Source organism: Roseicyclus mahoneyensis (assembly GCF_003148775.1).
Lineage (GTDB): Bacteria > Pseudomonadota > Alphaproteobacteria > Rhodobacterales > Rhodobacteraceae > Roseicyclus > Roseicyclus mahoneyensis.
On record NZ_QGGW01000003.1, the window covers coordinates 1 to 23242 of the forward strand.

At 64.7% G+C, this 23242-nt stretch carries 27 protein-coding genes; 12 read left to right on the forward strand and 15 right to left on the reverse strand.

The window, feature by feature from the left end; all coding sequences use genetic code 11:
• Window positions 1–325: 325 nt before the first annotated feature.
• Entirely contained in the window at window positions 326–1681 is a 1356-nt protein-coding gene (gene aroA, locus C7455_RS07005) for a 3-phosphoshikimate 1-carboxyvinyltransferase (protein ID WP_109666872.1), read from the forward strand.
• Window positions 1682–1715: 34 nt separating this feature from the next.
• Here aroA and C7455_RS07010 read toward each other — a convergent pair whose 3' ends face one another.
• Entirely contained in the window at window positions 1716–2666 is a 951-nt protein-coding gene (locus C7455_RS07010) for an acyl-CoA desaturase (RefSeq protein WP_109666874.1), read from the reverse strand.
• Between the two features lie 73 nt (window positions 2667–2739).
• Between C7455_RS07010 and C7455_RS07015 the strand changes: the two genes are divergently transcribed.
• From C7455_RS07015 to C7455_RS07025, 3 genes are all read left to right on the forward strand, one after another.
• Complete coding sequence (locus C7455_RS07015) at window positions 2740–3087, forward strand: metalloregulator ArsR/SmtB family transcription factor (protein ID WP_109666876.1); 348 nt, start codon at window positions 2740–2742, stop codon at window positions 3085–3087.
• Window positions 3088–3138: 51 nt separating this feature from the next.
• The gene (locus C7455_RS07020; protein WP_109666878.1) at window positions 3139–3765 is read left to right on the forward strand and encodes a (d)CMP kinase; all 627 of its coding nucleotides are present in this window, start codon (window positions 3139–3141) and stop codon (window positions 3763–3765) included.
• Window positions 3766–3905: 140 nt separating this feature from the next.
• On the forward strand, window positions 3906–4310 hold the full coding sequence (locus tag C7455_RS07025; RefSeq protein ID WP_146199946.1) for an outer membrane protein: 405 nt from the start codon (window positions 3906–3908) through the stop codon (window positions 4308–4310).
• A gap of 186 nt (window positions 4311–4496) precedes the next feature.
• Here the strand turns inward: C7455_RS07025 and C7455_RS07030 are convergent, their stop codons facing one another.
• Both C7455_RS07030 and C7455_RS07035 read right to left on the reverse strand, forming a co-directional pair.
• On the reverse strand, window positions 4497–5051 hold the full coding sequence (locus C7455_RS07030; RefSeq protein WP_146199947.1) for a hypothetical protein: 555 nt from the start codon (window positions 5049–5051) through the stop codon (window positions 4497–4499).
• Between the two features lie 197 nt (window positions 5052–5248).
• Window positions 5249–5557, reverse strand: a complete 309-nt coding sequence (locus tag C7455_RS07035) for a hypothetical protein (protein WP_146199948.1) — start codon at window positions 5555–5557, stop codon at window positions 5249–5251.
• A 318-nt stretch (window positions 5558–5875) separates the two neighbouring features.
• Between C7455_RS07035 and C7455_RS07040 the strand changes: the two genes are divergently transcribed.
• On the forward strand, window positions 5876–6262 hold the full coding sequence (locus C7455_RS07040) for a DUF4168 domain-containing protein (protein ID WP_109666886.1): 387 nt from the start codon (window positions 5876–5878) through the stop codon (window positions 6260–6262).
• Window positions 6263–6313: 51 nt separating this feature from the next.
• Here the strand turns inward: C7455_RS07040 and C7455_RS07045 are convergent, their stop codons facing one another.
• On the reverse strand, window positions 6314–7351 hold the full coding sequence (locus C7455_RS07045) for a Hint domain-containing protein (RefSeq protein WP_109666888.1): 1038 nt from the start codon (window positions 7349–7351) through the stop codon (window positions 6314–6316).
• Between the two features lie 352 nt (window positions 7352–7703).
• Here C7455_RS07045 and rpsA point away from each other — a divergent pair, with 352 nt between their 5' ends.
• The 5 genes from rpsA to C7455_RS07075 all read left to right on the forward strand — a co-directional run bounded on the left by rpsA (window position 7704) and on the right by C7455_RS07075 (window position 13569).
• Window positions 7704–9386: a 30S ribosomal protein S1 gene (rpsA, locus tag C7455_RS07055; protein WP_109666892.1), complete on the forward strand. Its 1683-nt coding sequence runs from the start codon at window positions 7704–7706 to the stop codon at window positions 9384–9386.
• A gap of 316 nt (window positions 9387–9702) precedes the next feature.
• Window positions 9703–10416, forward strand: a complete 714-nt coding sequence (locus C7455_RS07060) for an HAD family hydrolase (protein WP_170119022.1) — start codon at window positions 9703–9705, stop codon at window positions 10414–10416.
• 133 nt (window positions 10417–10549) lie between these two features.
• Window positions 10550–11101 carry a GbsR/MarR family transcriptional regulator gene (locus C7455_RS07065; protein ID WP_245904255.1) on the forward strand — a complete coding sequence of 184 codons (552 nt, stop codon included), beginning with the start codon at window positions 10550–10552 and terminating at the stop codon, window positions 11099–11101.
• A 12-nt stretch (window positions 11102–11113) separates the two neighbouring features.
• The gene (locus C7455_RS07070; RefSeq protein WP_109666897.1) at window positions 11114–12550 is read left to right on the forward strand and encodes a cytochrome ubiquinol oxidase subunit I; all 1437 of its coding nucleotides are present in this window, start codon (window positions 11114–11116) and stop codon (window positions 12548–12550) included.
• A 5-nt stretch (window positions 12551–12555) separates the two neighbouring features.
• A complete protein-coding gene (locus C7455_RS07075; protein WP_211315459.1) occupies window positions 12556–13569 on the forward strand; it encodes a cytochrome d ubiquinol oxidase subunit II in 1014 nt (337 codons plus the stop codon).
• Here the strand turns inward: C7455_RS07075 and C7455_RS07080 are convergent.
• The 5 genes from C7455_RS07080 to trmD form a co-directional block, all read right to left on the reverse strand.
• Window positions 13560–14237, reverse strand: a complete 678-nt coding sequence (locus tag C7455_RS07080) for a hypothetical protein (RefSeq protein ID WP_109666899.1) — start codon at window positions 14235–14237, stop codon at window positions 13560–13562. The genes C7455_RS07075 and C7455_RS07080 overlap by 10 nt on opposite strands.
• Before the next feature lie 65 nt (window positions 14238–14302).
• The gene (locus tag C7455_RS07085) at window positions 14303–15112 is read right to left on the reverse strand and encodes a division plane positioning ATPase MipZ (RefSeq protein ID WP_109666901.1); all 810 of its coding nucleotides are present in this window, start codon (window positions 15110–15112) and stop codon (window positions 14303–14305) included.
• A gap of 164 nt (window positions 15113–15276) precedes the next feature.
• Window positions 15277–15498: a 50S ribosomal protein L31 gene (gene rpmE, locus C7455_RS07090; protein WP_109666903.1), complete on the reverse strand. Its 222-nt coding sequence runs from the start codon at window positions 15496–15498 to the stop codon at window positions 15277–15279.
• Window positions 15499–15509: 11 nt separating this feature from the next.
• On the reverse strand, window positions 15510–15890 hold the full coding sequence (rplS, locus tag C7455_RS07095) for a 50S ribosomal protein L19 (RefSeq protein ID WP_109666905.1): 381 nt from the start codon (window positions 15888–15890) through the stop codon (window positions 15510–15512).
• 261 nt (window positions 15891–16151) lie between these two features.
• Window positions 16152–16961, reverse strand: a complete 810-nt coding sequence (trmD, locus tag C7455_RS07100; protein ID WP_109667513.1) for a tRNA (guanosine(37)-N1)-methyltransferase TrmD — start codon at window positions 16959–16961, stop codon at window positions 16152–16154.
• A gap of 184 nt (window positions 16962–17145) precedes the next feature.
• On the opposite strand from trmD, the gene C7455_RS07105 reads away from it, so the two are divergent.
• On the forward strand, window positions 17146–18033 hold the full coding sequence (locus C7455_RS07105; RefSeq protein WP_109666907.1) for a glycosyltransferase family 2 protein: 888 nt from the start codon (window positions 17146–17148) through the stop codon (window positions 18031–18033).
• 51 nt (window positions 18034–18084) lie between these two features.
• On the opposite strand, the gene rimM is transcribed toward C7455_RS07105, so the two are convergent.
• From rimM to ffh, 6 genes are all read right to left on the reverse strand, one after another.
• Complete coding sequence (rimM, locus tag C7455_RS07110; RefSeq protein WP_109666908.1) at window positions 18085–18591, reverse strand: ribosome maturation factor RimM; 507 nt, start codon at window positions 18589–18591, stop codon at window positions 18085–18087.
• A 49-nt stretch (window positions 18592–18640) separates the two neighbouring features.
• On the reverse strand, window positions 18641–19036 hold the full coding sequence (rpsP, locus tag C7455_RS07115; RefSeq protein ID WP_109666910.1) for a 30S ribosomal protein S16: 396 nt from the start codon (window positions 19034–19036) through the stop codon (window positions 18641–18643).
• Between the two features lie 31 nt (window positions 19037–19067).
• Window positions 19068–19373 (reverse strand): chorismate mutase, encoded by a 306-nt coding sequence (locus C7455_RS07120; protein ID WP_109666912.1) that lies wholly within the window; start codon window positions 19371–19373, stop codon window positions 19068–19070.
• Entirely contained in the window at window positions 19370–19900 is a 531-nt protein-coding gene (locus C7455_RS07125) for a GNAT family N-acetyltransferase (RefSeq protein ID WP_109666914.1), read from the reverse strand. The genes C7455_RS07120 and C7455_RS07125 overlap by 4 nt, the downstream gene beginning before the upstream one ends.
• A 97-nt stretch (window positions 19901–19997) precedes the next feature.
• The gene (locus tag C7455_RS07130; protein WP_109666916.1) at window positions 19998–20501 is read right to left on the reverse strand and encodes a GNAT family N-acetyltransferase; all 504 of its coding nucleotides are present in this window, start codon (window positions 20499–20501) and stop codon (window positions 19998–20000) included.
• 2 nt (window positions 20502–20503) lie between these two features.
• On the reverse strand, window positions 20504–22009 hold the full coding sequence (gene ffh / locus C7455_RS07135) for a signal recognition particle protein (protein ID WP_109666917.1): 1506 nt from the start codon (window positions 22007–22009) through the stop codon (window positions 20504–20506).
• Window positions 22010–22351: 342 nt separating this feature from the next.
• Between ffh and C7455_RS07140 the strand changes: the two genes are divergently transcribed.
• Entirely contained in the window at window positions 22352–23242 is an 891-nt protein-coding gene (locus C7455_RS07140) for a LysR family transcriptional regulator (protein ID WP_109667514.1), read from the forward strand.

The following is a 23242-nucleotide window of genomic DNA, read 5'->3' on the forward strand; positions in this document are numbered from 1 at the left end:
ACAACCACCAGCGGCCCCATGCCGCCCATGGCGGACAGCCGCCCGCCGTGGTCTACTTCAACGCAACCCAAACCGATCAGCAGGTCCAGGCAGTAGCTTAAATCACCCTCGGAATCTGTCCAAGAGTTGGGGAGTAGCTCACCTTGCGGCAAAAGGGGCACGGCCGGGTTTTGCGGGTCGTCCGGTTTCGGCGCATGTCGGAGGTGTTCCTCTGGCCTCATTACGGTCGCCGCCGCCATCCCCAAGCTCTCGCCGATGGGGGGAGTTTACGGCCCCCCCGCGCAGGGCTATCAGGCGCAGGCACGCCAGCGAGGAGAGACGCGCGATGTCCAGCCATGGTGACCCCGTTCCGATGACCGCCCGCAAGGGCACGGCACTGAAAGGCGTGGCCGATGTGCCGGGCGACAAGTCGATCAGCCACCGCTCGCTGATCCTTGGCGCGATGGCGGTGGGCGAGACGGTCATCACCGGCTTGCTGGAAGGGCAGGATGTGCTGGACACGGCCAAGGCCATGCGCGCCTTCGGGGCCGATGTGACGCGCGACGCGGAGGGCGTTTGGCATGTGCATGGCGTCGGCGTGGGCGGCTTCGCCGAGCCCGAGGATGTGATCGACTGCGGCAATTCCGGAACCGGGGTGCGGCTGATCATGGGCACCATGGCAACATCGCCCATCGTTGCTACCTTCACCGGCGACGCGTCCCTGCGTGGGCGGCCCATGGCGCGGGTGACGGACCCGCTGGCATTGTTCGGCACGACCTCCGTCGGGCGCAAGGGAGGGCGGTTGCCGATGACGATCACCGGGGCCGCCAATCCGGTGCCGGTGCGCTACAAGACGCCCGTTCCGTCGGCGCAGGTGAAATCCGCCGTGCTGCTGGCTGGGCTCAACGCACCCGGCCAGACCGTCGTGATCGAGGCGGAAGCGACGCGAGACCATACCGAGCGGATGCTGGCGGGGTTCGGTGCCGAGATCACGACCGAGATCACGCCCGAGGGGCGGGTCATCACCCTGACCGGCCAGCCGGAGTTGAAGCCCCAGACCATCGTCGTGCCGCGCGACCCTTCTTCAGCGGCCTTCCCGGTCTGTGCCGCGTTGATCGTGCCGGGGTCCGACGTGCTGGTGCCCAATATCGGGCTGAACCCCACCCGCGCGGGTCTGTTCGAGACATTGCGCGAGATGGGTGCGGATCTGACCTACGAGAACCTGCGCGAGGAAGGCGGCGAGCCCGTCGCCGATCTGCGTGCGCGCTTCTCGCCCGACATGACGGGCATCGAGGTGCCGCCCGAGCGGGCGGCCAGCATGATCGACGAATATCCGATCCTGTCGGTCGTGGCTGCCAATGCCAAGGGGCAAACGGTGATGCGCGGCGTCAAGGAGTTGCGGGTCAAGGAAAGCGACCGGATCGAGGCGATGGCGGTGGGCCTGCGGGCGGCGGGCGTGACGGTCGAGGACGGTCCGGATTGGTGGATCGTCCATGGCCGGGGCGCGGGCGGAGTGCCGGGTGGCGTGACGGTGGCGACGCACCTCGATCACCGGATCGCGATGTCCTTCCTCTGTGCGGGCATGGCCTCGGCCCAGCCCATCACGGTGGATGACGCAGGCCCTATCGCCACGTCCTTCCCGGTGTTCGAGCCGCTCATGCGCGGCCTCGGTGCGCGGCTGGACCGCACCAACCGCGCCTGAGGCATGGCAGGGCAGGGCGCGGCTGCCGGCGGTCCTAGACTGTCTGTGGCATCACAACCGCCGCGCCTTGGTCTGCCGAGGCGTGAACCACCCGTGTCAGCCCGTCGCGCGGCGGTTCAGAGGCCGGTCCCTTGACGTTCCACGCAAGGCCCGTGGCCGCAAGCGCCCGGATCAGCCAGAACCCGGGGTCGAGCTGCCCGCGCTCCACCCCCAGTTGCGCAGAATGCGGAAAGGCGTGGTGGTTGCCATGAAAGCCTTCGCCGAAGGTGACAAGGCCCAGCCCCCGCAGGTTGTAGCCCTGCACCGGCACCCCCTCGACCGACCAGCCCTGATGCCCGCCCTTATGTGCCGCATGGCCGACGGCCCAATGCCCGATCAGCGAGACCGCGATGCGCAGGCTGACGCCCCAGAGCACCCAACCCAGACCGCCGAGTGCAAACAGCACCGCCGCCGGGATCAGTTGTTGCGCCATCCATGTGCGCTCCATCCAGCGATACCAAGGGTCATCCGCCACCTCGGGTTCGATCTCGAACCGGGGCGGGCGGGTCAGGCGAAACTCGCAATGCAACTGCCACCACGCATCGCGCATCCAGCCCGCCCCATGCGAGGGATGCGGTGGGCAGACCGCCTGCCGCTGGTGCCAGTCGCGCATGTCATGGGCGCGGATCATGCCAAAAGGACCGGCCATGCCCACCAGCGTGCCGAGCCAGACCAGCAGCCGTTCCAGCCTCTTGGGCGCGTTAAAGCTGCGGTGGATCAGCAGGCGGTGCATGCCGATCGAATGCCCGGCCATCAGGGTGAGCGCGGCGATGAGCACGAAGGCCAGCGCTCCGCCCCAGCTTGGGACCCAGATCACCGCAGCCAGCCCGCCCGCGACATGGGCGGTCAACCAAAGCGACTTGGCCGGGGCCCAGACAATCCGCCCATCGGTGCCGGAGGTTTGGGGTGTGGCTGTGACGCGGTCAGTGTCGATCAGGCGGGTCATCTTGCATCTCCCGGTTTAAATGATTAACTCATTAGTGAACTAATGAATTAACTGATTAGCTAAAAGGTGTTTCATGTCAAGCCCGGACAAGGTGTTCGACGCGCTCGCCTCGACCACGCGGCGCAAGATCCTTGCTTATTTGCGAGACCGGCCGCTGCACGCAGGTGCCATCGCCGCTCGGTTCGACATGTCGGCCCCGGCAGTGAGCAAGCATCTGTCGATCCTCGAAGGCGCGGGCTTGATCTGGAAGCGGCGCGAGGGGCAATTCGTGCTGTATGGGATGGATCAGGGCAACCTCGCAGGGCATCTTTGGGCCTTCATGCAAGAGGTCTGCCCGCCGTCGCGCACGCTGCGGCGCGAGGTGCGTGCGGAACACGAGGCGGGCGAGGGTCAGCCTCCCGAGGCCCGGCGCGCCGAGTGATCGCGCATTCGCCCTTGTCGCGGGTGCGGCGGTCTGTTTCAACGCCAGCCCATGAGCTTTACGGTCGCCATTGACGGGCCCGCAGCGGCGGGCAAGGGCACGATTGCGCGCGCGGTCGCCGCGCATTTCGGCTTTGCCCATCTCGACACTGGGCTGCTTTACCGTGCCGTCGGGCGGCGGGTGCTGGCAGGTGAGGTCCCTGTTGACGCCGCGCAGGAGCTGGCACCGGGGGATCTCGCCAACCCGGACGCCTTGCGCAGCGCCGCCATCGCCGATGCCGCCAGCCGCGTCGCCGTCATACCCGAGGTGCGCGCCGCGTTGGTCGATTTCCAGCGTGCCTTTGCCGCCCGCACCGGCGGAGCGGTGCTGGACGGGCGCGACATCGGTACGGTGATCTGTCCGGAGGCGGCGGTGAAGCTGTTTGTCACCGCCAGCGCCGAGGTGCGCGCGCTGCGCCGCCTGAACGAGTTGCGCGCGGCGGGGCATGACACGGATTTCGAGACGGTGCTGGCCGATGTGCGCCTTCGCGATGCGCGCGACGCCGAGCGGGCCATCGCACCGATGATCGCGGCGGAGCGCGCGGTGATCCTCGATACGAGCAAAATGAGCATAGCCGAGGCGGTGGCGGCTGCCATCGCAGTGGTGGAAGCCCGTGGCGGCGCACCGCGCGGCGATTGACGCCGGACAAGGTCCGTGGCCGGGGCGCCCGGACCGACGCGCCTATGGTGGGTCTGCAACGATCCGGTTAGGAACGATGCTTCAATCCGCGCGCGACCTTCGCGCTAGGTGTGGCAAGCAATGACCCCTTCGACGAGGACATGGCATTCGATATCTTCGGGGGCTGCCTGTTCCAGTCCGGTTCGCTGGTCTACTGGGGTGAGCTGGGGTATGTGTCCCATGACAGCCAGTTCATCAATTTTCCGGCCTTTTCCATCAAAGGCATCTTGGAGCTTCGCGGCCGCGTAGGCTATGCGACCGGTCGGCTGCCCGTTTCGGCGTCCATCGGATACGCACGTCAGGAGTATGCGGACGCGTTCAGCCCCCTGAGCATCGATATGGACGGGATTACCGATCGCCTTGGGGTTGAATACGCGGTGACCGACCGCGTGTTCATGGGCCTCGAATATGTCGTGCGCGATATCGAGAGGACAGACCCATTTCCGTCTCAGATGGGCGTCGAGGCCGAGTCGATCCGGTCGTCATGGGTCGTTTTGCGGTTCTGAATTCCACGCCGGATGGCGGGCAACCCTGACGTGAGGGGTTGCAGCTCTCCGACGGTGCCGCTGCGTAGGGCGCGCCGGGGGATGGCGTGTGGCTCGGCACCAGCCAGATGCGTGTGGACGACGTTGTGGCGGCCGGCATCTCTGCCGTCAGACGGTTGCAAGTGTTGGTCTACCGCCCCTGTGCGGTCAGCGCAGGTTCAGAACGGACTTGCGGATGCGGAACGCGATGGCCAGTCCGATCAGGCAGGTGAACATCCCGACAATGCTGCCCGCGAAATACTGGATGACGCCGGTCAGACTGGCGCTGTCGGGCACGACGCTATTGCGGACAAGGTTCAGCCCGATCGCGTTGACCATAGCCGTGAAAAGGCCCGCCGTGACGATGAGGCGCCAGGCAGAGGGTTCACTGACCGGGTGATTGGCCCGGCCGGACGCCCATGCAAGAATCGCAAAGACCGCTGGCGCCGTTAGCGTAAGCACCCCCAGCGTCAGCACGCGTGCGGTTATGGGCGCACCGGAACCGGCGTACAAAACCATCCCGAGCGCAAAACCGGGCGCCAGATAGAGCGCGGCGTGCCAGCGTTCGAAATAGGCGACGATCACCCAGAACCCGAAGGGCAGGTAGAACAGCACGCCTTGGTCAAAGGGATCGCCCAGTACAGTGTGTTCGAACGGCACGATGACGCTGTGTGTGATCACCACAAGCGCCACGAGGATCCCGCTGAGGACCAATGTTTTCACGGGCGGACTATTAAGAACGCGGCGTGTCTCCGGATTTTTTTCCATGGCTGTGCCAGCTGAGGGGTGCAACCGGCACGCTGTCAATTACATCGGTGCCAGAAGCCCCCATATGCGTTTTGACTGCAGTGCATTATGTCGGATCAAGCGGGCTTGTCCACACCGCGTGATGCGCTGGCATACCAGTCGGCGGAAATCCGTCAGTCGAGGTTGAGGTGGTAGGTTCCCGCCGGAAGTTGGGGCAGCCGCCGGATCATCCCGCGTTCGATCAATCGGCGCAGGGCGCGGTGAAAGGTGGGCTGGGAAATGTCGCGGACCGTGGGGTGCTGGCGCACGGTGTCCGTGCGTGCGATTATGCCGTGATCTGGATCCTTCGTGCTCGCGGCAAAGAAGGCAAGCAAGATGTCGCGTTCCTTGCGTTCGAGCGCGGCGAGCCCGAGGTCAACCTCCATATCGTGAACGACTTTTCTCAAATTAGACAGTTGGGCAATCAGCGACAGCTTTTCCATCGTACCAGTAACCATCCACACTTTTTGTCAGTTTGATTAAGAAACCTTCTAGTGGCTGTGATGTTTTTTTCCAACCTGTCCAAAAGGACATGTTTCGCCGCGCGCTGTCATGCGTGCGATGACGGGCCTTCGGGGGTCAAGTCTGTCGCACAGGGCACGCCGCGCGGACCTTCGCCAATGGCGCGGGCCTATGTCGGCAAGATCGTGCCGCCCGTTTTGTGATCCGTCGCCGCTATCCCTATGCTGTGAAACGGTCGGTGCCTTGCGAGGGGCCGGCGTGACCGAACCAGACAAAGGGCAACGCCCGAAGGAGAGATCATGACGCTCAAGACCACGCTCGCGGCGGCCACAACCGCGGTTGCACTGACGGTTGCGGCCGTCCCGGCGCTGATGGTGGGGGCGCAATCCGCCACAGCGCAGACCACCGAGACGGCCTATTCCGCCACCCAGCTTGACGCCTTTGTCGCGGCCTTCCTCGAAGTCAGCGAATTGCGCTCGACCTACACCGATCGCCTTCAGCAATCGACCGAGGAAGCCGAGCAGCAGGCGATCGTCGAGGAAGGCAATGCCGCCATCGTGGCTGCCATCGAGGAGGTCGATGGCATGGATGTGGAGCTGTATTCCGCCATCCTCGAACAAGCGGCGGCCGATCCTGCGCTGAACGATCGCCTGACGCAGCGGTTGCAAGACGCAGCCGAAGGCTGAGCCGGGATGCGATGAGGCGGGGGCAAGGCCTGCGACCGGGGTCTTGCGTCCTCAGGCGGCGTCGCGGCCCGGCGCGACGCCACGCAACCTGTCTTGCAAGGGTGCGGGCACTGCCCGGGCAGTGGTCACGCGGGGCAAATTGAGCTCCGCGATGACATGCCCTTGCCCCCGCCGCGGATCGGCGGTGTGATTGTCGAAAGGATTGCGCCCGGCGTAGTTGATGAAGCTTTCGGCAGGTGCGCCCTCGGCCAGCAGCACCTCATGCGCCTCGGTCTCGACATGGTAGACGGCGAAGGGTGCCGCCACGGGATCGGGCCGGATCGTGGTGCCGTTGACCAGCGCGCCCGCGTTGACCAGCAGGCCGTCCAGCAGCAGCGCGTGATCGGCGGTCAGCCGCAGGGCGCGCAGCGGCAGGCCATGACCCAGCGCGCCCGCCGCGATGCGGATCGGGTGCGGGGTGTCGGCGGTGACGCGGCGCAGCGTCAAGATGCCCAGCCAGACCACCGGCACGGCGCGGCCATCGGCGGTCAGGACCATATCGCCGGGGGCCAGCGTTTCGACCGCGCGGGGGCCGGACGGGCTGGCGATGGCGGTCCCGGCAAGGAAACAGCTGAGGGTGGGGGTGCCCAGCGTGTTGGTGGAAAACGGCGAGGTCTGAGTGAAATCGCCGAGGTTGTCGGGGTCAGGGTCGGTCGTGCGGGACGTGTCGCTGGTCCAGACGGTGTCATCGGGAAGAATCGGGCCCGACCGGACGCCGATGGTGTCGAGGCTTGCAGATACCGGGCGACCATCAATGACATCGTCAGTGGCCAATTGCAGGTACGACAGATTGTCATGCGAAAACCTGAAATCGTTCCCGTTGTCCACGCCGGTGATCGCGCTGTGGCCCAGCACGATCGTTTCACCGGCAGCGATGGATGCCGCAAAATTGGACAAGCTGAGGTTAACGTTGTTGCCGCTCTGCGAATACGCGAGGAGCGTGAAGCTCGTCGTGCCGTCGAACGCGATGGCATCCGGACCGGTGTTCGTGATCTCGACCGCCCATTGGCCGTCGGCGTTGATGGCAAGTTCGGTGATCAGTAGTGGCATGAAGCCCCCTCATTATGCATGAAGGGTACATCCCGACCGTGGAGGGCGACGTTGGGGGCGGATTGCGCATCGGTCAAACGATACTGTCGTTCCACGAAGGATACCCGCTGCGCCACGCCGCCTTGGTCGTCGTGGCGCAGCGCAGACCCTTCGCCCCTTGCGGGGTTGCCTATCGCGCGTCGATGTCGTATGGCGCGCGGGTCATCAAGCAGGCGGTCAACGTCGGATGCAGGCAGGGTCGGGGCAACCTCCGGCCCTTCGTGCTTTCCGGGGCGTTCCGCCTTGGACCAATCCAAGACCGGCGGAGACAACCGCGCGGCCAGCAAAACACCGCAAAGGAAAACTGAACCGCATGTGCGCTAAAACCACGATGGAGGAATTCGAAGCCCTCCTGAACGAAAGCTTCGAAATCGACACGCCCGACGAAGGGTCCGTTGTCCGCGGCAAGGTCATCGCCATCGAGGCGGGACAAGCCATCATCGATGTCGGCTACAAGATGGAAGGCCGCATCGACCTCAAGGAATTCGCAAATCCCGGTGAGGCCCCCGAAATCGCCGTCGGCGACGAGGTCGAGGTCTACCTGCGCAACGTCGAGAACGCCAAGGGCGAGGCCGTGCTGTCGCGCGAAATGGCCAAGCGCGAAGCTGCCTGGGACCGGCTGGAAAAAGCCTATGCCGCCGAGGAGCGCGTCGACGGCGCGATCTTTGGACGAGTCAAAGGTGGCTTCACCGTCGATCTGGGCGGTGCCGTGGCCTTCCTGCCCGGCTCTCAGGTCGATGTGCGCCCCGTGCGCGACGCAGGCCCGCTCATGGGTCTCAAGCAGCCCTTCCAGATCCTCAAGATGGATCGCCGCCGGGGCAACATCGTGGTGTCGCGCCGTGCGATCCTCGAGGAATCCCGCGCCGAGCAGCGCGCCGAGGTCATCGGCAAGCTCAACGAAGGCGATATCGTCGATGGTGTGGTCAAGAACATCACCGAATACGGTGCCTTCGTGGATCTGGGCGGTGTCGACGGCCTGCTGCACGTCACCGACATGGCATGGCGCCGCGTGAACGACCCCAAGGACGTGCTCTCGATCGGCGAGACGATCAAGGTGCAGGTCATCAAGGTCAACAAGGACACGCATCGCATCAGCCTTGGCATGAAGCAGCTGCTGGACGACCCGTGGGATGCCGTTGAAAAGCGCTACCCGCTGGAATCGACCCACACCGGCCGCGTCACCAACATCACCGACTACGGCGCCTTCGTGGAGCTGGAACCGGGCGTCGAAGGTCTGGTGCACGTCTCGGAAATGTCCTGGACGAAAAAGAACGTGCATCCCGGCAAGATCGTCTCCACCTCGCAAGAGGTCGAGGTCATGGTGCTGGAAATCGACACCGCCAAGCGTCGCGTTTCGCTGGGTCTCAAGCAGACCATGCGCAACCCGTGGGAAGTGTTCGAGGAAACCCATCCCGTCGGCACGCAGGTCGAGGGTGAGGTCAAGAACATCACCGAGTTCGGCCTGTTCATCGGTCTGGATAACGACATCGACGGCATGGTCCACCTGTCCGACCTGACATGGGAAGGCCGCGGCGAGGATGTTATCGGCGATTACCGCAAGGGCGACATGGTAAAGGCCGTCGTCACCGAGATCGACACCGAGAAGGAGCGTATCTCGCTCTCGATCAAGTCGGTCGAAGGTGATCCGCTGGCCGAGGTCATCGGCGGCGTCAAGCGCGGCTCTATCATCACCGTCGCCGTCACGGCGATCGAGGATGGTGGCATCGAAGTGGAATATGAGGGCATGAAGTCCTTCATCCGCCGCTCCGACCTGTCGCGCGACCGCGCCGAACAGCGCCCCGAGCGTTTCGGCATTGGCGACAAGGTCGATGTGCGCGTGACCAACATCGACGCCAAGACCCGCCGTCTGGGCCTGTCGATCAAGGCACGCGAGATCGCCGAAGAGAAGGAAGCCGTGGAACAGTTCGGCTCGTCCGACAGCGGCGCATCTCTGGGCGATATCCTGGGTGCAGCGCTCAAGCGCGACGCCGACTGACACCGAACAACCCTTCACCGGGTGACCAAGAAAGGCCCCGCCATCCAGGCGGGGCCTTTTGTCGTTCCGTATTCGGCAAACCATGTCTCACGCGGCGTATTTTGTCGCTGACCAAGCGCCGAAACGGCCCGAACAACCTTTCATGAGCAGGCTTCGGGCCCCGCGATCAGGTGTCGCAAATTTTCCACACTTTCGTCATTCTTCGGGTCATGCTAAGTCAAGATGACTATAATGATTCCACAATTACTTGCGTGAAAGTCATGAACGACAAAAGGTTTGAATGACTGAAATGGGGCGAGACTGGACAAGGCGCAGCATGGAAGGTCGCTCTTGCGCGATCAATCCCACGCGTCGCGCGCTTGTGCTCTTCGATGTCGATGGCACCTTGCTCGACAGCGCGCCCGGAATTTGCGACATCATGGCCGATGCCTTTCTCGCGGCAGGACAGACCCCGCCGAGAGATTCCGATGTGCGGGCGCTGATCGGGCTTTCCTTGCCCGAAATGGTCTTCGCCCTCGCCGCGGACCTAGGCGACGATGTGCAGCAAAAGATCCTTTGCGGCTACCGGTTCCGGTATTTCGACATGGTCGAGGACATGGACATGCTGCCCGTTTATCCCGGCGCCGGAGAAACCCTGCATTTGCTGTCCGGGTTGGGTTTTGCGATGGGCGTGGCGACCGGAAAGGCGCGGCGCAGCACCTGCCATCTGCTCGGCGAAATGAACTGGGGCCCGCTCTTCCACACCGTGCAATGCGCCGATATCAACCCGTCCAAACCCTCGCCCGCGATGGTCTATCGCGCCCTGCTCGAAACCGGGCGCTGCGCTGCGGAAACCGTGCTTGTCGGGGATTCCCGCTATGACATGCAGATGGCGCGGGCCGCCGGGATCAGGGCGATTGGGGTGTCCTGGGGATATACCCCGGCCTGCGACCTGCTGCGCGAAGGTGCCTCGATCATCGCCGAGGATTTCGACCACCTGACCGATATCCTCACCAATATCGAAGTGCTGGCCTGCGCCGCGACTGCCTGAGCGGCCGTCCCGCCTGAGCCCGCCCGGAAGGGCAGGCCACCCTGTCGCACCCTCTTGCGGTTGCCTTGACCGTCATGAACGTTACCTCTGTTTCAGAAATTTCTGAAATCTCTGCGTGAACAGGGGCCTGACCGTGACACTTACACCGCTCCAGCAGGAGTTCGTTCTACATTTCGGGGAAATGGGCAGCCGGTGGGGCATCAACCGCACCGTGGGGCAGATCTATGCCCTGCTGTTCATCTCGTCCGAGCCGCTCAACGCCGAAACCATCACCGACGCGCTGGGCGTCAGCCGGTCGAACACCTCGATGGGCCTGAAGGAGCTGCAAAGCTGGAACCTTGTCCGGCTCAAGCATATCCCCGGCGACCGTCGCGACTATTTCACCACGCCGGACGACCTGTGGGAAATCGTGCGTACGCTCGTGGCCGAGCGCAAGAAGCGCGAGATCGACCCGACGCTCAGCAAGCTGCGGGAGCTGGAACTGCAAGGTCCCGCCGGCGACGACTACGCCGAAGCGCGCATCGCCGAGTTGCGCGAGCTGATCGAGATGATGACCGGCTTCTATGCCGAGATGGAACGCCTCGAGACCGAGCGGCTGGTCAAGCTCATGACTCTGGGCAGCAAGATTGCCGGGCTGATCGACAAGACCGCGGGCATGTTCCCCACACTGACGAACCGCAAGTGAGGCACCAGACCGATGGAAACGCTTGATACCCTCATCCTCAGCCGCATCCAGTTTGCGGCCAACATTTCGTTCCACATCCTGTTCCCCACGATCACCATCGCGCTGGGCTGGGTCCTGTTCTTTTTCCGCGTTCGCTTTGCGCAAACGGCCGACGAGAAATGGATGGCGGCCTATCGCTTCTGGGTAAAGGTCTTTGCGCTCAGCTTTGCCATGGGCGTCGTCTCGGGCATCACAATGTCCTTCCAGTTCGGCACCAATTGGCCGGGGTTCATGGAAACGGTGGGCAATATCGCCGGGCCGCTCTTGGCCTATGAGGTGCTGACCGCCTTCTTTCTCGAGGCGGTGTTCATCGGTATCATGCTCTTCGGCTTTTCGCGTGTGCCGGGCTGGCTGCACATGCTGGCGACCTTCCTTGTCGCCTTCGGCACCACCATGTCGGCCTTCTGGATCATCGTGCTGAACAGCTGGATGCACACGCCGCAAGGCTTCGAGATGATCGACGGGCAGGCCTTTGCCACCGATTGGTGGGCGATCATCTTCAACCCGTCCATGCCCTACCGCTTTGCGCACATGATGCTGGCCAGCTTCTTGACGGTGAGCTTTCTGGTCGCGGGCGTCTCGGCCTTCCGCTGGCTGATCGGTGACCGCTCGCGCGAGGTGCGTGCGATGCTCAAGACCGGTGTGGTGCTGGGCGCGGCTCTGATCCCGGTGCAGATCTTCATGGGCGACCTGCACGGGCTGAACACCAAGGAATACCAACCCGCCAAGGTCGCGGCCATGGAAGGTCTGTGGGAAACGCAGGAAGGTGCGCCGCTCGTCTTGTTCGGTATCCCCGATGAGGAGGCGCGGACGAACCGCGCCGTGATCGAGATCCCGGGGCTTGCCTCCTTCATCCTGACCCATGACTGGAACGGCGAGTTGCGGGGCCTGAACGATTTCGTGGCCGAGGATGGCACCGTGCTGCACCCGCCCGTCGCCCCCGTCTTCTGGTCCTTCCGGGTGATGGTGGCCACCGGCATGGCGATGCTGGTTCTCAGCTGGGCCTCGCTCTGGTTCATGTGGCGCCGCCGCGCCCTGCATGAAGGGCGGATTGCGGGTCACTGGCTGGCTGTCGAGGGGCTGCCCAAGCCAATCCTCTGGGCGCTGGTGCCCATGGCCTTTTCCGGCTGGGTCGCCACGCTGGCCGGTTGGTACACGACCGAAATCGGCCGCCAGCCTTGGCTGGTGCACGGTGTCATGACGACCGAGATGGCGGTGGCCGACGTCCCCGCACCCTTGGTCTTGGGCACGCTGATCACCTATCTCGCGATCTACGCAGCGCTGCTCTTCGCTTATATCGGCGTCATCGCCTATCTCGCCCGCAAGGCCGCACGCGGCGAAGACGGTCGGGCCATCGACATGGATCATTCCGGCAAGGCCGGCGTGATCGCCCTCAGCCCGGCGGAGTGACACCCATGCTGCCCGATTTCACCAACCCCGCCGATTGGCTGCCCTGGGCCTTTGCCTCGCTGATGGGCCTCTCGATCCTGATCTATGTGGTCCTCGACGGCTTCGACCTTGGCGTCGGCATCTTGTTCCCGCTGGCGACCCCGGCGGAACAGGATCGCATGATCGGCTCCATCGGGCCGTTCTGGGATGCCAACGAAACCTGGCTGGTGCTGGCGGTGGGGCTTTTGCTGGTGGCCTTCCCGCAAGCGCACGGCATGATCCTCACCGCGCTTTACCTGCCGGTCTTCATCATGCTGGTGGGCCTGATCCTGCGCGGCGTGGCCTTCGAATTTCGCGCCAAGGCCCGTGACAGGCACAAGCGGCTGTGGAACCGGCTGTTCTTCACCGGCTCATTGATGACGGCGCTGGCGCAGGGTTTCATGCTGGGCCTCTACGTCATGGGTCTGGAACAGACCTGGGCCACCTATGCCTTCGCGACGCTGACGGCGGTCTTTCTGGCCGTGGGCTACAGCTTCATCGGGTCGACCTGGCTGATCCACAAGACCGAAGGGGCGCTGCAACTGAAATCGGTGCGCTGGGGCCGCGAAAGCCTCTGGGGCGTGATCCTGGGCATCGGGGCGGTGTCGCTCGCCACGCCGATGGTTTCCACCCGCATTTTCGACAAGTGGTTGACCTTCCCCGAGATCTTCTACCTTGCGCCCCTTCCGATCCTTTCAGGGCTGCTGATCTTGTGGCTCTGGCGCATGCTGCGCGCCATGCCATACGCCGAAGACCGCCGCTCGTGGCTGCCCTTCGCCGCGGCGACGGCGCTCTTTACGCTGGCCTATCTGGGGATGGCCTACAGCTTCTACCCCTATGTCGTCCCCGACCGCCTCACGATCTACGAGGCCGCATCGGCCCCCGAAAGCCTGTTCATCATCTTGATCGGCGCCTGTTTCGTGGTGCCTGTCATCCTTGGCTACTCGGTGCTCGCCTATACGATCTTTCGCGGCAAGGCGACGGAACTGCGCTACGATTGAGCGCGTTCCAGCACAAAGACCCAAGCCCGCTGAGCATTGTTTTGCTTGGCGGGTATTTCGAGGATGTCGGCGAGCCGGTATTGCCCTCTCCCCCAAGTGAAAATCAGGTAGGGCATGGCCATCGGATGGGCGCCGAACGGGTCCATTTCGCCCGCGCCTTGCGGGGCATGGGCCATGGTGTGTTCAATATAGATGCGGCCGTTCGGGGCAAGCTGCTTGGTCCAGGCTGACAGGGCGTGCTGTGGTTCCATCGCCTGATCGAGGGAATTGGTGTAGACGAAATCGAATTTTCCCGCCCAGTCGGAGTTTTCGTTCTGAAAATCCCAGACATGCATGTTCGGAAAATCGGTCGCGGTTTCCGATATGTCGGTGCCTATCACGTCACCCTGCAGCGTCTTGCGGAACCATTCAACCTCGTAGCCGTTCCGTGCACCATGGCAGATGCCGTTGGCCCCAAGCCCGCGCGCTTTCAGATCCGTTGCGATGACCGACAGTGTCGTGTCGTCGGCCCAGACGTTTTGCAGTTTGCGCTTGTTATGAGTGATCTGCACATCGCGATACTGGGCATAGCCGCCCGAATACTCGTGCTGATACACCATTTCCGCATGATGTGCCTTGATCACTCTCAGGCCAAAGGGGCGAACCACCCGGTCCAGAAGTTTCCGCATCAGTCATTCCCTTCCGTATCGCGTGGCCGCACATACACGGCTGCGCACCGTGGTCACAAGGTCGTTCAAAAATCCACGGACACGCCGGGCAGGTTCAGCGCCCGCATCAGGTCGCGCAATTCCTGCCGTGCCGCAAGGTTCGAGATGTTGAGCCGGTCCACGCCCAACTCCTGCAGGTCCAGAAGCGTCATGCCGGTGGGGAACAGCTCGCGGAAAATCACCCGTTCGGAAAAGCCCGGTGCCACGCGAAACCCGATCCGGCTCGACAAGGTCTCAAGCGCGCGGCCCACCTTGCGCTTGTTGTGCATCTGCTGCGTCGGCAGCCGGTTGCGCACCACGATCCAGTCCATCGGGGTCAAGCCCGCGCGCGAGCGCAATTGCCGGGCGTGCCAGACCATCTCGGAATAGACGCTCGGCGCCTTGATCTCGTAGGTCTCGGAATCGATCCGCGCCAGAAGGTCGAAATCGACAAAACTGTCGTTCAGCGGCGTGATCAGTGTATCAGCCAAGCTGTGGGCCACCTGGCTCAACCGCGTGTGGCTGCCGGGGCAGTCGATCACGATGAAATCGCAGCGACCCTCCAGGTCAGCCACCGCAGCCGACAGGCGCTTGTCGAGGATGTTCTCACCCTCGGCCAGCGTGCCCGCGTCGATCTCGGGCAGTTCCATCAACTCGGGCGCTGCCACGTCGAGGCCGCGCGCAGCGATGGTGGCCTTCCGGTTTTCCATGTAGCGCGCGAAGCTGCGCTGCCGCAGGTCCAGGTCGAGCCCCCCCACCACATGCCCCAGTCGCGCGAGCGCAGTGGCCACATGCATGGCTGTGGTGGATTTGCCCGACCCGCCCTTTTCATTGCCCAAGACGATTATATGCGCCACTGCCCGTCCCCCGACTTACCCCAGATATGGACGCCCTCATTGTTCGGGGCGCGAATTGTAGCGGATTATACGTCGATGTCGCCCAAAGGTTAAGCGTCAATCGCCAAACGCAAACGCCGCCCCGAGAGGCGGCGTTGCAAGAGATGCAGCAAGGTTGCGACGGCTCAGAAGCCGAGGCCCTCGTATTTCTTCTTGAACTTCGACACGCGGCCGCCGGTGTCCATCAGGCGCGACGAGCCGCCGGTCCAGGCCGGGTGCACCGACGGGTCGATGTCGAGCGACATGGTGTCGCCTTCCTTGCCCCAGGTCGAGCGCATTTGCACGATGTCGCCGTTGGTCATCTTGACGTTGATGACGTGATAGTCGGGGTGGATATCCTTTTTCATCACGTCGCTCCTTATGCTTTCGCGCCTTGCGGCTTGTAGGTGTTGTCTTCGGAAATCCGGGCCGATTTGCCGCGACGCGCGCGCAGGTAATACAGCTTGGCACGGCGCACCTTGCCGCGGCGCACCACCTCGATCGAGTCGATGTTGGTGGAATGCAGCGGGAACACGCGCTCCACGCCTTCGCCAAAGGAAATCTTGCGAACGGTGAACGAACCCGCGATGCCCGCGCCATGCTTGCGCGAGATGCAGACGCCTTCGTAGTTCTGCACCCGGGTGCGGGTGCCTTCGGTCACCTTGTAGCCGACGCGGATGGTGTCGCCGGCCTTGAAATCGGGAATGGTCTTCCCGAGGGCGGCGATCTGTTCCGCCTCGATCTGTGCGATCAGGTTCATCTGATCCGCTCCTTCTATCTGCCCACGGTTTGCCCGCGGAGGTCTGGTGGCCTTGCGCCGAGAGCTCTGATCTTCGCCCGGGTCCGCCGTGATCCGCCGATGCGGGGCGCCCGTCAGAGGTCGTCTGACCGTTGCTTGTCGTCTGGTCCGTTCGGAACGCGCGGTGAAGCAACCGCAAAACGGAATCCCGCCGGAGTGACCTCCCGCGGGGATGGGGGGCGTATAGGCGCGGCGGGCCGTGGGATCAAGCCGATTCCGCGCTCACTCGTCCTTGCGGGCAAGGTGCGCGGCCCAGAGGTCGGGGCGTCGTTCCCGGGTCAGCCGCTCGGCCTGGGCGCGGCGCCACTTGGCGATTTCCCCGTGATTGCCCGATAGCAGAACTTCGGGAACGGCGCGGCCTTGCCACTCGCGCGGCTGGGTATACTGCGGGTGTTCCAGCAGGCCAGCGGCAAAGCTCTCGTCCTCCGTCGAGGCGGCATTGCCCAGAACGCCGGGGATCAGCCGAACGGTGGCGTCGATCATCGCCTGCGCCGCGATCTCGCCGCCGGTCAGGACGAAATCCCCAAGGCTGACCTCTTCCAGCCCGAAGGCCTCGATCACCCGTTCATCCACGCCCTCGAACCGGCCGCACAGCAGCGTCATGCCCTCGGCCTGCGCAAAGCGCTGCGCATGCGCCTGCGTAAAGGGTTTGCCGCGCGGAGACAGGTAGACGCGCGGCCAGCGGGCGGGATCATCGGGTGCTCCGGTAGCGGCCATGGACAGCGCGCGGCCCACCACATCGGGCTTCATCACCAGCCCCGCACCGCCGCCTGCGGGCGTGTCATCGACCTGCCGGTGCTTGCCGGTGCCGAAAATGCGCAGGTCGATGGGTTCAAGCGCCCAAAGGCCGCGTTGCAATGCCTTGCCGGTCAGCGAGGCGCCCAGCACGCCCGGAAACAGCTCAGGAAACAGCGTCACCACCTTGGCGCACCACGCACCTTTCAGACGCGGCGTGTCGCTCATCACCTCGCGCGGCTTGGCGCTGGCGGAAATGGCCAGACGGCCGTGGGATTTCGTGGGCGGAACAGGCATGGCGCTGCAATAGGCGGCCCGTCGCAGGGCGACAAGCCCGAAGGTGCGGGTCCGAAGCGCTTGACGCTGGCGCGAGCCAGCCGCAAATCTGTGCGCCATGTTGAAATGGTTTCGCGCGTCCCCCCCACCCGTGCCGCCACCCGCGTCTGTCGCGGCGTCGCCTGGGCCGGGGGCGGGGCCGCGCATGGTGCGCACCCGGTCGCAGGCCACCAGCGGCGTCTGTCTCGTGACCATGGCGCGCGACGAAGGTCTCTTTCTCACCCATTGGCTGTGGCATTACTCGCAGGCGCTGGATGCGCCCGGTTTCCTGATCCTCGATGACGGCTCCGCGCCCGGCACGATCGAGGCCGCTTGCGCGCGCGTGCCCGCGGCAGATGTTCAGGTGATCCGCCTGCCCGACGGGCCCTTCGACGTGCAGTACAAGGCCAACGCGCTTTCTGCGCTGGCAACCGTGGCGGTCGAACGCCATGCCGTCGTGATCGCCAGCGATGCCGACGAGATCGTGATGCCCGTCGGCGCGGCGCGCGCCCGGCCCCTGTTCGATCTGCTGATGGAGGCACCTGCGCCTTTCGCGGCGCCTGTCGGGGTGTCGGTCATCCATGATGTTGCGCGCGAGGCGCCGTTCGACCCGCTGCGCCCGGTGGCGGCGCAGCGTCGGATCGGACGGATCGAAAGCGCCTTCACCAAGCCCGCGATCTGGAAGGGCGAATCCTGGCTGTTCGGAAAGGGTCAGCATACGCTGGTGGAGCGTCCGACGCCGGTCGCGCCGTCGCTGGCGCTGGTGCATCTGCGGCTTGTCGACGTCGGGGAATTCGCCCGGCGTCAGGCGGTGCGCAACACAAGGGAAATTTCGACCGAACAGTTTCGCGGACGGGCGCAGCACTGGCAGATCACGCCCGAGGCCGCGCTCAAGATCCCGGAGTTTCGTGCGCCCCCGGCACAGGGCGCCGTCCCGCGTCTTGAACCCGCGATCCCGGAATTTCTGGAGCGTTTCTGCAAGCCGATCGCAGACGGCTACGCCATTCGCGATCTGGACAGCCGGATGATGGTGGAAATCGACACCTGCCTGTAGCAGCGCCGGACCAGGTCCCGCCCGACCCGGTGCGCCACAGCAGCAAGGCGCTCAGTCCAGCAAACCCTCGGGCGGGTCGATGATGATGCGGCCCGTCGCCAGATCGACCGTCGGCACGATCTCGCGGGTGAAGGGCACAAGCACCGAACCCGTTAGACCGGGGCCGCGCAATTCCAGCAGATCGCCCGCGCCATGGTTCAGGACGGCGGCAATCTTGCCAAGGGTCTGTCCGCCGGTGTCCACCGCCGTCAGCCCCAGCAGGTCGGCATGATAGAATTCATCGTCGGGCAGGCTGGGAAGAGCCGCGCGCGGGGCATAGAGCCGTGTGCCGCGCAGGCCGTCGGCGGCCTCTTTTGTTGTGACACCGGACAGCACGGCGGCAAAACCTTGCGCCACTGGCCGGGTCAGCGTGACCTCGAAAGACCGCGCCCCATCCTCGGTCGTGAGCGGGCCATAGGCGGCGATATCCGCCGCCTCGGCGCAAAAGCTTTTCAGCCGCACCTCGCCACGGACGCCAAAGGCCCCAGCTATGGCACCGACGCAGACCCGGTCCGTCATGGCCGGGCCTGCGTCGTGATCTGTGCGCGGCGCATCATGCGCGCACCGGTTACTCGGTCGCGTCTTCGGCGGGAGCTGCGGCCGGGGCGGCGGCTGCTTCGGCGGCCTTGGCGGCCTTGGCTTCCTTTTCGGCGGCGCGTTCCTTGGCTTTCTTGCCCGGCTCTGCCTTGTTGGGGTTGCTGCGGGTCTTGGCCGGGATCACGCCGGCGGCTTCGAGGAAGCGGGCCACGCGGTCGGTCGGCTGCGCGCCTTGATCGAGCCAATGCTTGATCCGCTCGATGTCCATGCGGATGCGGTCTTCGTTGTCCTTGGCCAAGAGCGGGTTGTAGATGCCCAGCTTCTCGATGAAGCGGCCATCACGCGGCATGCGGCTGTCGGTGGCGACGATGCGGTAGAAGGGGCGCTTTTTCGTGCCGCCGCGGGCCAGTCGGATCTTCATTGCCATGGGGGTATCTCCTTGGGGATGGGATGGGGCGTCAGACCCCGGTTTCCTGGTGTTGTTTGTGGTGCTGGATGACTTCGGCGATGATGAAGTTCAGGAACTTCTTGGCGAAATCGGGGTCGAGGTCGGCCTTGATGGCCAGGTCTTCGAGCCGCGCGATCTGGGCCGCCTCGCGGGCCGGATCGGACGGGGGAAGGTCGTGTTCGGCTTTCAGTTTGCCGACCGCCTGGGTGTGCTTGAACCGCTCGCCCAGCGTATAGACGAGGATCGCATCAAGCCGGTCGATGCTTTCGCGGTGGCCTTTCAAGAGCTCTGCGGCGCGGATTGTGGCGTCGGTCATGGCAAATCCTCCGGGGCGGGGTGGCGCCAGATGTGCATGGTGCCATAGGCGTCGTGAACGAACTGACCCTCCGGGTGGCAACCCATCTTGCGACCCAGCGCAACGGAGCGCTCGTTGGCGGGGTTGATCAGGCTGATCGCGGTGGTCCAGCCTGCGGTGCCGTAGGCATAGGCGCGGGCGGCAAGGGCGGCTTCATGGGCAAGACCCCGGCCTTCGCCGTCCGCGAACATGGTCCAGCCGATCTCAGGCTCGGGCCAGCCCACGGGGAACAGCAGGCCGACCACGCCCAGCGGCGCGTCCGTAGCCGTGTCGGCGACGATCCAGCGGCCATAGCCAAGGATCGCCCATTGCCCGGCAAGGCCCAAAAACTGGCCCCAAGCTTCGCTGCGGGTATTTGGGCTACCGACAAAACGCGCCCGGTCCGAGGCGCGGAATTCCGCGAAGGCGTCGAAATCGGACATCCGCGGCGCGCGCAGGGTCAGGCGTTCGGTGGTGAGGGTCGGGATCTGGAAAATGCCAGCGCTCATCGGCCCCACCCCCCGTGCAGGATTGCTAAAGGACAAGGGAACAGCGCCGCGCCTGTGGGCAAGCCTGTGGGCAGATCGCAGAGATGCATCCAACCCATCACGCGGCCCTCCAATGACGAAACACGATATCCTCGGCGTCCTGTCGGGGTGCATCGCCATCCTCGACCGCGCCCAGACGACGGGCCACCGCTTGCGAGGCGGCGTTGTCGGGGTGCGTGTAGCTGACCAGGCTGTCGAGGGGCAGCGCGTCCCATGCCCAGTCGCGCAAAGCGGCGGCCCCCTCTGTGGCAAAGCCCTGCCGCGCATGGCCATCATAGACCATCCAGCCAAGCTCGGTCTCGGGAAACAGCGGCCCGGCGTTCAGGCCGACCTGCCCAACGGTCTCGCCGGTGTCGTGCCGTTCGAGCATCAGCGCGCCATGCCCGAACAGCGCCCAACAGGCCACATCGTGACAAAACAAGCCCCAGGCTGCTCCCGTGTCGAAGGGACCGCCCATGTAGATCGACCGAGGACCGGCCATCAGAGCGGCATAGGAGGGGAAATCCGTCTCGCGCATAGGGCGCAGCGTCAGCCGCGCGGTCTGGAGGGTCGGGGCCTGCATGGTCACTTCTTCTTCCCGAACCCCGACAGGCCCGGCGGAAGCATCCCGCCGCCGCCAAATCCACCCGGGCCGCCCAGCCCCATCTTGCGCGCGGCCTCTTCCATGGCGGCCGGGTCCATTTGGCTGGGGTCCATGCCCTTGAGCGCAGCCGGTGCGCCCTTGCCCATCAGCGCGCCAAGCCCGCCGCGCATCAGGCCCTTGGCGCCCATCTTGCCCATCTTCTTCATCGCGTCCGCCATCTGGCGGTGCATCTTCAGCAGCTTGTTGATGTCGGACACCTCCTGCCCGGCGCCGGCGGCCACGCGCTTTTTCCGGCTGGCCTGCATCAGGTCGGGATTGGCCCGTTCCTTTTTCGTCATGGAATTGATCAGCGCGATCTGCCGCCGGATCACCATGTCGTCAAAGCCCGCGTCATCGAGCTGCTTTTGCATCTTGGCCATGCCGGGCATCATCCCCATCATGCCCTTCATGCCGCCCATGCGCATCATCTGGTCCAACTGCGCCTTGAGGTCGTTCATGTTGAACTGACCCTTCTGGAAGCGCTTCATCATCCGCTCGGCCTGCTCGGCCTCCAGCGTTTCTTGCGCGCGTTCCACCAGCGCGACGATGTCGCCCATCCCCAGAATGCGGCCCGCGATGCGCGCAGGCTCGAACGTCTCGAGCGCATCCATCTTCTCGCCCAGACCCACGAAGCGGATCGGCTTGCCGGTGATCGCGCGCATCGACAGTGCCGCGCCGCCGCGCCCGTCGCCGTCCATCCGGGTCAGAACGACGCCGGTGATGCCGATGCGGGCGTCGAAGTTTTCCGCCGTGGTCACTGCGTCCTGACCGGTCAGGCCGTCGACGACCAGAAGCGTCTCGCGCGGGTTGGCGACATCGCGGACGGCGGCCACCTGCGCCATCAACTCATCGTCGATCGAAAGACGACCGGCGGTGTCGAGCAGGTAGACATCGTAGCCGCCAAGGCTGGCTTGCGTCTTGGCGCGCTTGGCGATGGCTACGGGATCCTCGCCCTTGACGATGGGCAGGGTGTCGACGCCGATCTGTGTGCCGAGGATGGCAAGCTGTTCCATGGCCGCCGGGCGGTTCACGTCGAGCGAGGCCATCAGCACCTTTTTGCCCTCGCGCTCTTTCAGGCGCTTGGCGATCTTGGCGGTGGTGGTGGTCTTGCCGCCGCCCTGAAGGCCGACCATCAGGACGGGGGCGGGCGGATTGTCGATCTTGAGGCGACCGGGGTCCTCGTCGCCGGACAAAACATGGACCAGTTCGTCGTGGACGATCTTGATGACCTGCTGTCCGGGCGTCACGGATTTGGTGACCGCGGCACCCGTCGCCTTCTTCTCTACCGCCTTGATGAAATCGCGCGCCACGGGCAGCGAGACATCGGCCTCGAGCAGGGCCACACGCACCTCGCGCATGGCGGTGCGCACGTCATCCTCCGACAGCGCGCCTTGTTTGGTGAGGCGGTCGAACACGCCGGAGAGGCGTTCTGACAGGTTTTCAAACATGGGCGGATGCCCCTTTCGCAAGTCTCGGTTGCCCCGAAATGTAAGGGGCCTGCCGCAAACACACCATGACCCCCGTGGGCGAAACCTCGCTGACGGGGGGCGATCCTGATACAATCAGGACCGGAGTGCTGGCGCATTCCGGATTACTGCGGGGCATATGCGGCACGATCGATGGAGTCAAGACATCGCCGGATGGTGCCGCGCCCCGCCACCGCACGATCTGCCACCGCGCGATGCGGCCTTCGGCACATGTCTGGTGGGGTCCATACGCCCCGCTTGCCTTTCCGCAAACCGGCACGCAAGATCGATCTGGGGCAAAGTCGTGTGGGAGAGCGCACAGAAATGTCTTTCGACCACTGGGACGAGATCCGCACCGCCTATCAGGTCGCCCGCGTCGGCACCGTGTCGGGTGCGGCAGAGGCGCTGGGCGTGCACCACGCAACCGTCATCCGGCATATCGACGCGCTGGAGCAACGGCTGGGCGCCAAGCTGTTCCAGCGCCATGCCCGCGGCTACACGCCGACCGAGGCGGGGCAGGATCTGCTGAACGTCGCGGCCCAGACCGATGACCAGTTCACCCAGCTTGCGGGTCGCATCAAGGGGCGCGGCGACGAGGTGACGGGCGAATTGATCGTGACCTCGATCGACGCACTTTCACCGCTCCTGATCCCCTCGATGGCCATTTTCGGGCAGCGCCACAGCGACCTGCGGGTGCGGCTGATGACCGACCAGCGCCTGTTCCGGCTGGAATACGGCGAGGCGCATGTGGCGATCCGGGCGGGCAGCTTGCCCGACCAGCCCGACAATGTGGTGCAGCCCTTCTTCACCCAGACCCTGCGGATGATGGCCTCGCGCGAGTATGTCGCCCGGTTCGGCACTCTGGAAACCGGCAATGTGGCCGATCACCGTTTCATCGGCGCGACCGAGGACACGCCGCGCGCGCCCTATTTCCGCTGGCTCAACGAACATGTGCCGGCCAGTTCGATCTATTTCCGCGCGACCTCGATGATGGCGTCCAAGGTGGCGGTCCGCTCGGGCATAGGCATCGGCTTCATCGCGTCTTGGGACAAGGACGGGGTCGAGGATCTGGTCGAGGTCCTTCCGCCGCTGGAGGATTGGTCGGCCAAGGTCTGGCTGGTCACCCACATGGACCTGCACAGGACGGCCAAGGTGCAGACCTTCGTGCGCTTCCTCAAGGAACAGGTCAAGGCCTGGGGGGTGGACGCCGCGTGA

What these genes read in the sequence shown, in the direction of transcription:
- C7455_RS07105 (WP_109666907.1), top strand. Translation starts at nt 17,146, where the DNA reads ATGGTGCGCACCCGGTCGCAGGCCACCAGCGGCGTCTGTCTCGTGACC.
- C7455_RS07040 (WP_109666886.1), top strand. Translation starts at nt 5,876, where the DNA reads ATGACGCTCAAGACCACGCTCGCGGCGGCCACAACCGCGGTTGCACTG.
- aroA (WP_109666872.1), top strand. Translation starts at nt 326, where the DNA reads ATGTCCAGCCATGGTGACCCCGTTCCGATGACCGCCCGCAAGGGCACG.
- C7455_RS07060 (WP_170119022.1), top strand. Translation starts at nt 9,703, where the DNA reads ATGGAAGGTCGCTCTTGCGCGATCAATCCCACGCGTCGCGCGCTTGTG.
- C7455_RS07130 (WP_109666916.1), bottom strand. Translation starts at nt 20,501, where the DNA reads ATGCAGGCCCCGACCCTCCAGACCGCGCGGCTGACGCTGCGCCCTATG.
- trmD (WP_109667513.1), bottom strand. Translation starts at nt 16,961, where the DNA reads ATGCCTGTTCCGCCCACGAAATCCCACGGCCGTCTGGCCATTTCCGCC.
- rpmE (WP_109666903.1), bottom strand. Translation starts at nt 15,498, where the DNA reads ATGAAAAAGGATATCCACCCCGACTATCACGTCATCAACGTCAAGATG.
- rplS (WP_109666905.1), bottom strand. Translation starts at nt 15,890, where the DNA reads ATGAACCTGATCGCACAGATCGAGGCGGAACAGATCGCCGCCCTCGGG.
- rpsA (WP_109666892.1), top strand. Translation starts at nt 7,704, where the DNA reads ATGTGCGCTAAAACCACGATGGAGGAATTCGAAGCCCTCCTGAACGAA.
- rpsP (WP_109666910.1), bottom strand. Translation starts at nt 19,036, where the DNA reads ATGGCAATGAAGATCCGACTGGCCCGCGGCGGCACGAAAAAGCGCCCC.
- C7455_RS07140 (WP_109667514.1), top strand. Translation starts at nt 22,352, where the DNA reads ATGTCTTTCGACCACTGGGACGAGATCCGCACCGCCTATCAGGTCGCC.
- C7455_RS07080 (WP_109666899.1), bottom strand. Translation starts at nt 14,237, where the DNA reads ATGCGGAAACTTCTGGACCGGGTGGTTCGCCCCTTTGGCCTGAGAGTG.
- C7455_RS07025 (WP_146199946.1), top strand. Translation starts at nt 3,906, where the DNA reads ATGGCATTCGATATCTTCGGGGGCTGCCTGTTCCAGTCCGGTTCGCTG.
- C7455_RS07070 (WP_109666897.1), top strand. Translation starts at nt 11,114, where the DNA reads ATGGAAACGCTTGATACCCTCATCCTCAGCCGCATCCAGTTTGCGGCC.
- C7455_RS07125 (WP_109666914.1), bottom strand. Translation starts at nt 19,900, where the DNA reads ATGAGCGCTGGCATTTTCCAGATCCCGACCCTCACCACCGAACGCCTG.
- C7455_RS07020 (WP_109666878.1), top strand. Translation starts at nt 3,139, where the DNA reads ATGAGCTTTACGGTCGCCATTGACGGGCCCGCAGCGGCGGGCAAGGGC.
- C7455_RS07015 (WP_109666876.1), top strand. Translation starts at nt 2,740, where the DNA reads ATGTCAAGCCCGGACAAGGTGTTCGACGCGCTCGCCTCGACCACGCGG.
- C7455_RS07120 (WP_109666912.1), bottom strand. Translation starts at nt 19,373, where the DNA reads ATGACCGACGCCACAATCCGCGCCGCAGAGCTCTTGAAAGGCCACCGC.
- rimM (WP_109666908.1), bottom strand. Translation starts at nt 18,591, where the DNA reads ATGACGGACCGGGTCTGCGTCGGTGCCATAGCTGGGGCCTTTGGCGTC.
- ffh (WP_109666917.1), bottom strand. Translation starts at nt 22,009, where the DNA reads ATGTTTGAAAACCTGTCAGAACGCCTCTCCGGCGTGTTCGACCGCCTC.
- C7455_RS07045 (WP_109666888.1), bottom strand. Translation starts at nt 7,351, where the DNA reads ATGCCACTACTGATCACCGAACTTGCCATCAACGCCGACGGCCAATGG.
- C7455_RS07075 (WP_211315459.1), top strand. Translation starts at nt 12,556, where the DNA reads ATGCTGCCCGATTTCACCAACCCCGCCGATTGGCTGCCCTGGGCCTTT.
- C7455_RS07035 (WP_146199948.1), bottom strand. Translation starts at nt 5,557, where the DNA reads ATGGAAAAGCTGTCGCTGATTGCCCAACTGTCTAATTTGAGAAAAGTC.
- C7455_RS07010 (WP_109666874.1), bottom strand. Translation starts at nt 2,666, where the DNA reads ATGACCCGCCTGATCGACACTGACCGCGTCACAGCCACACCCCAAACC.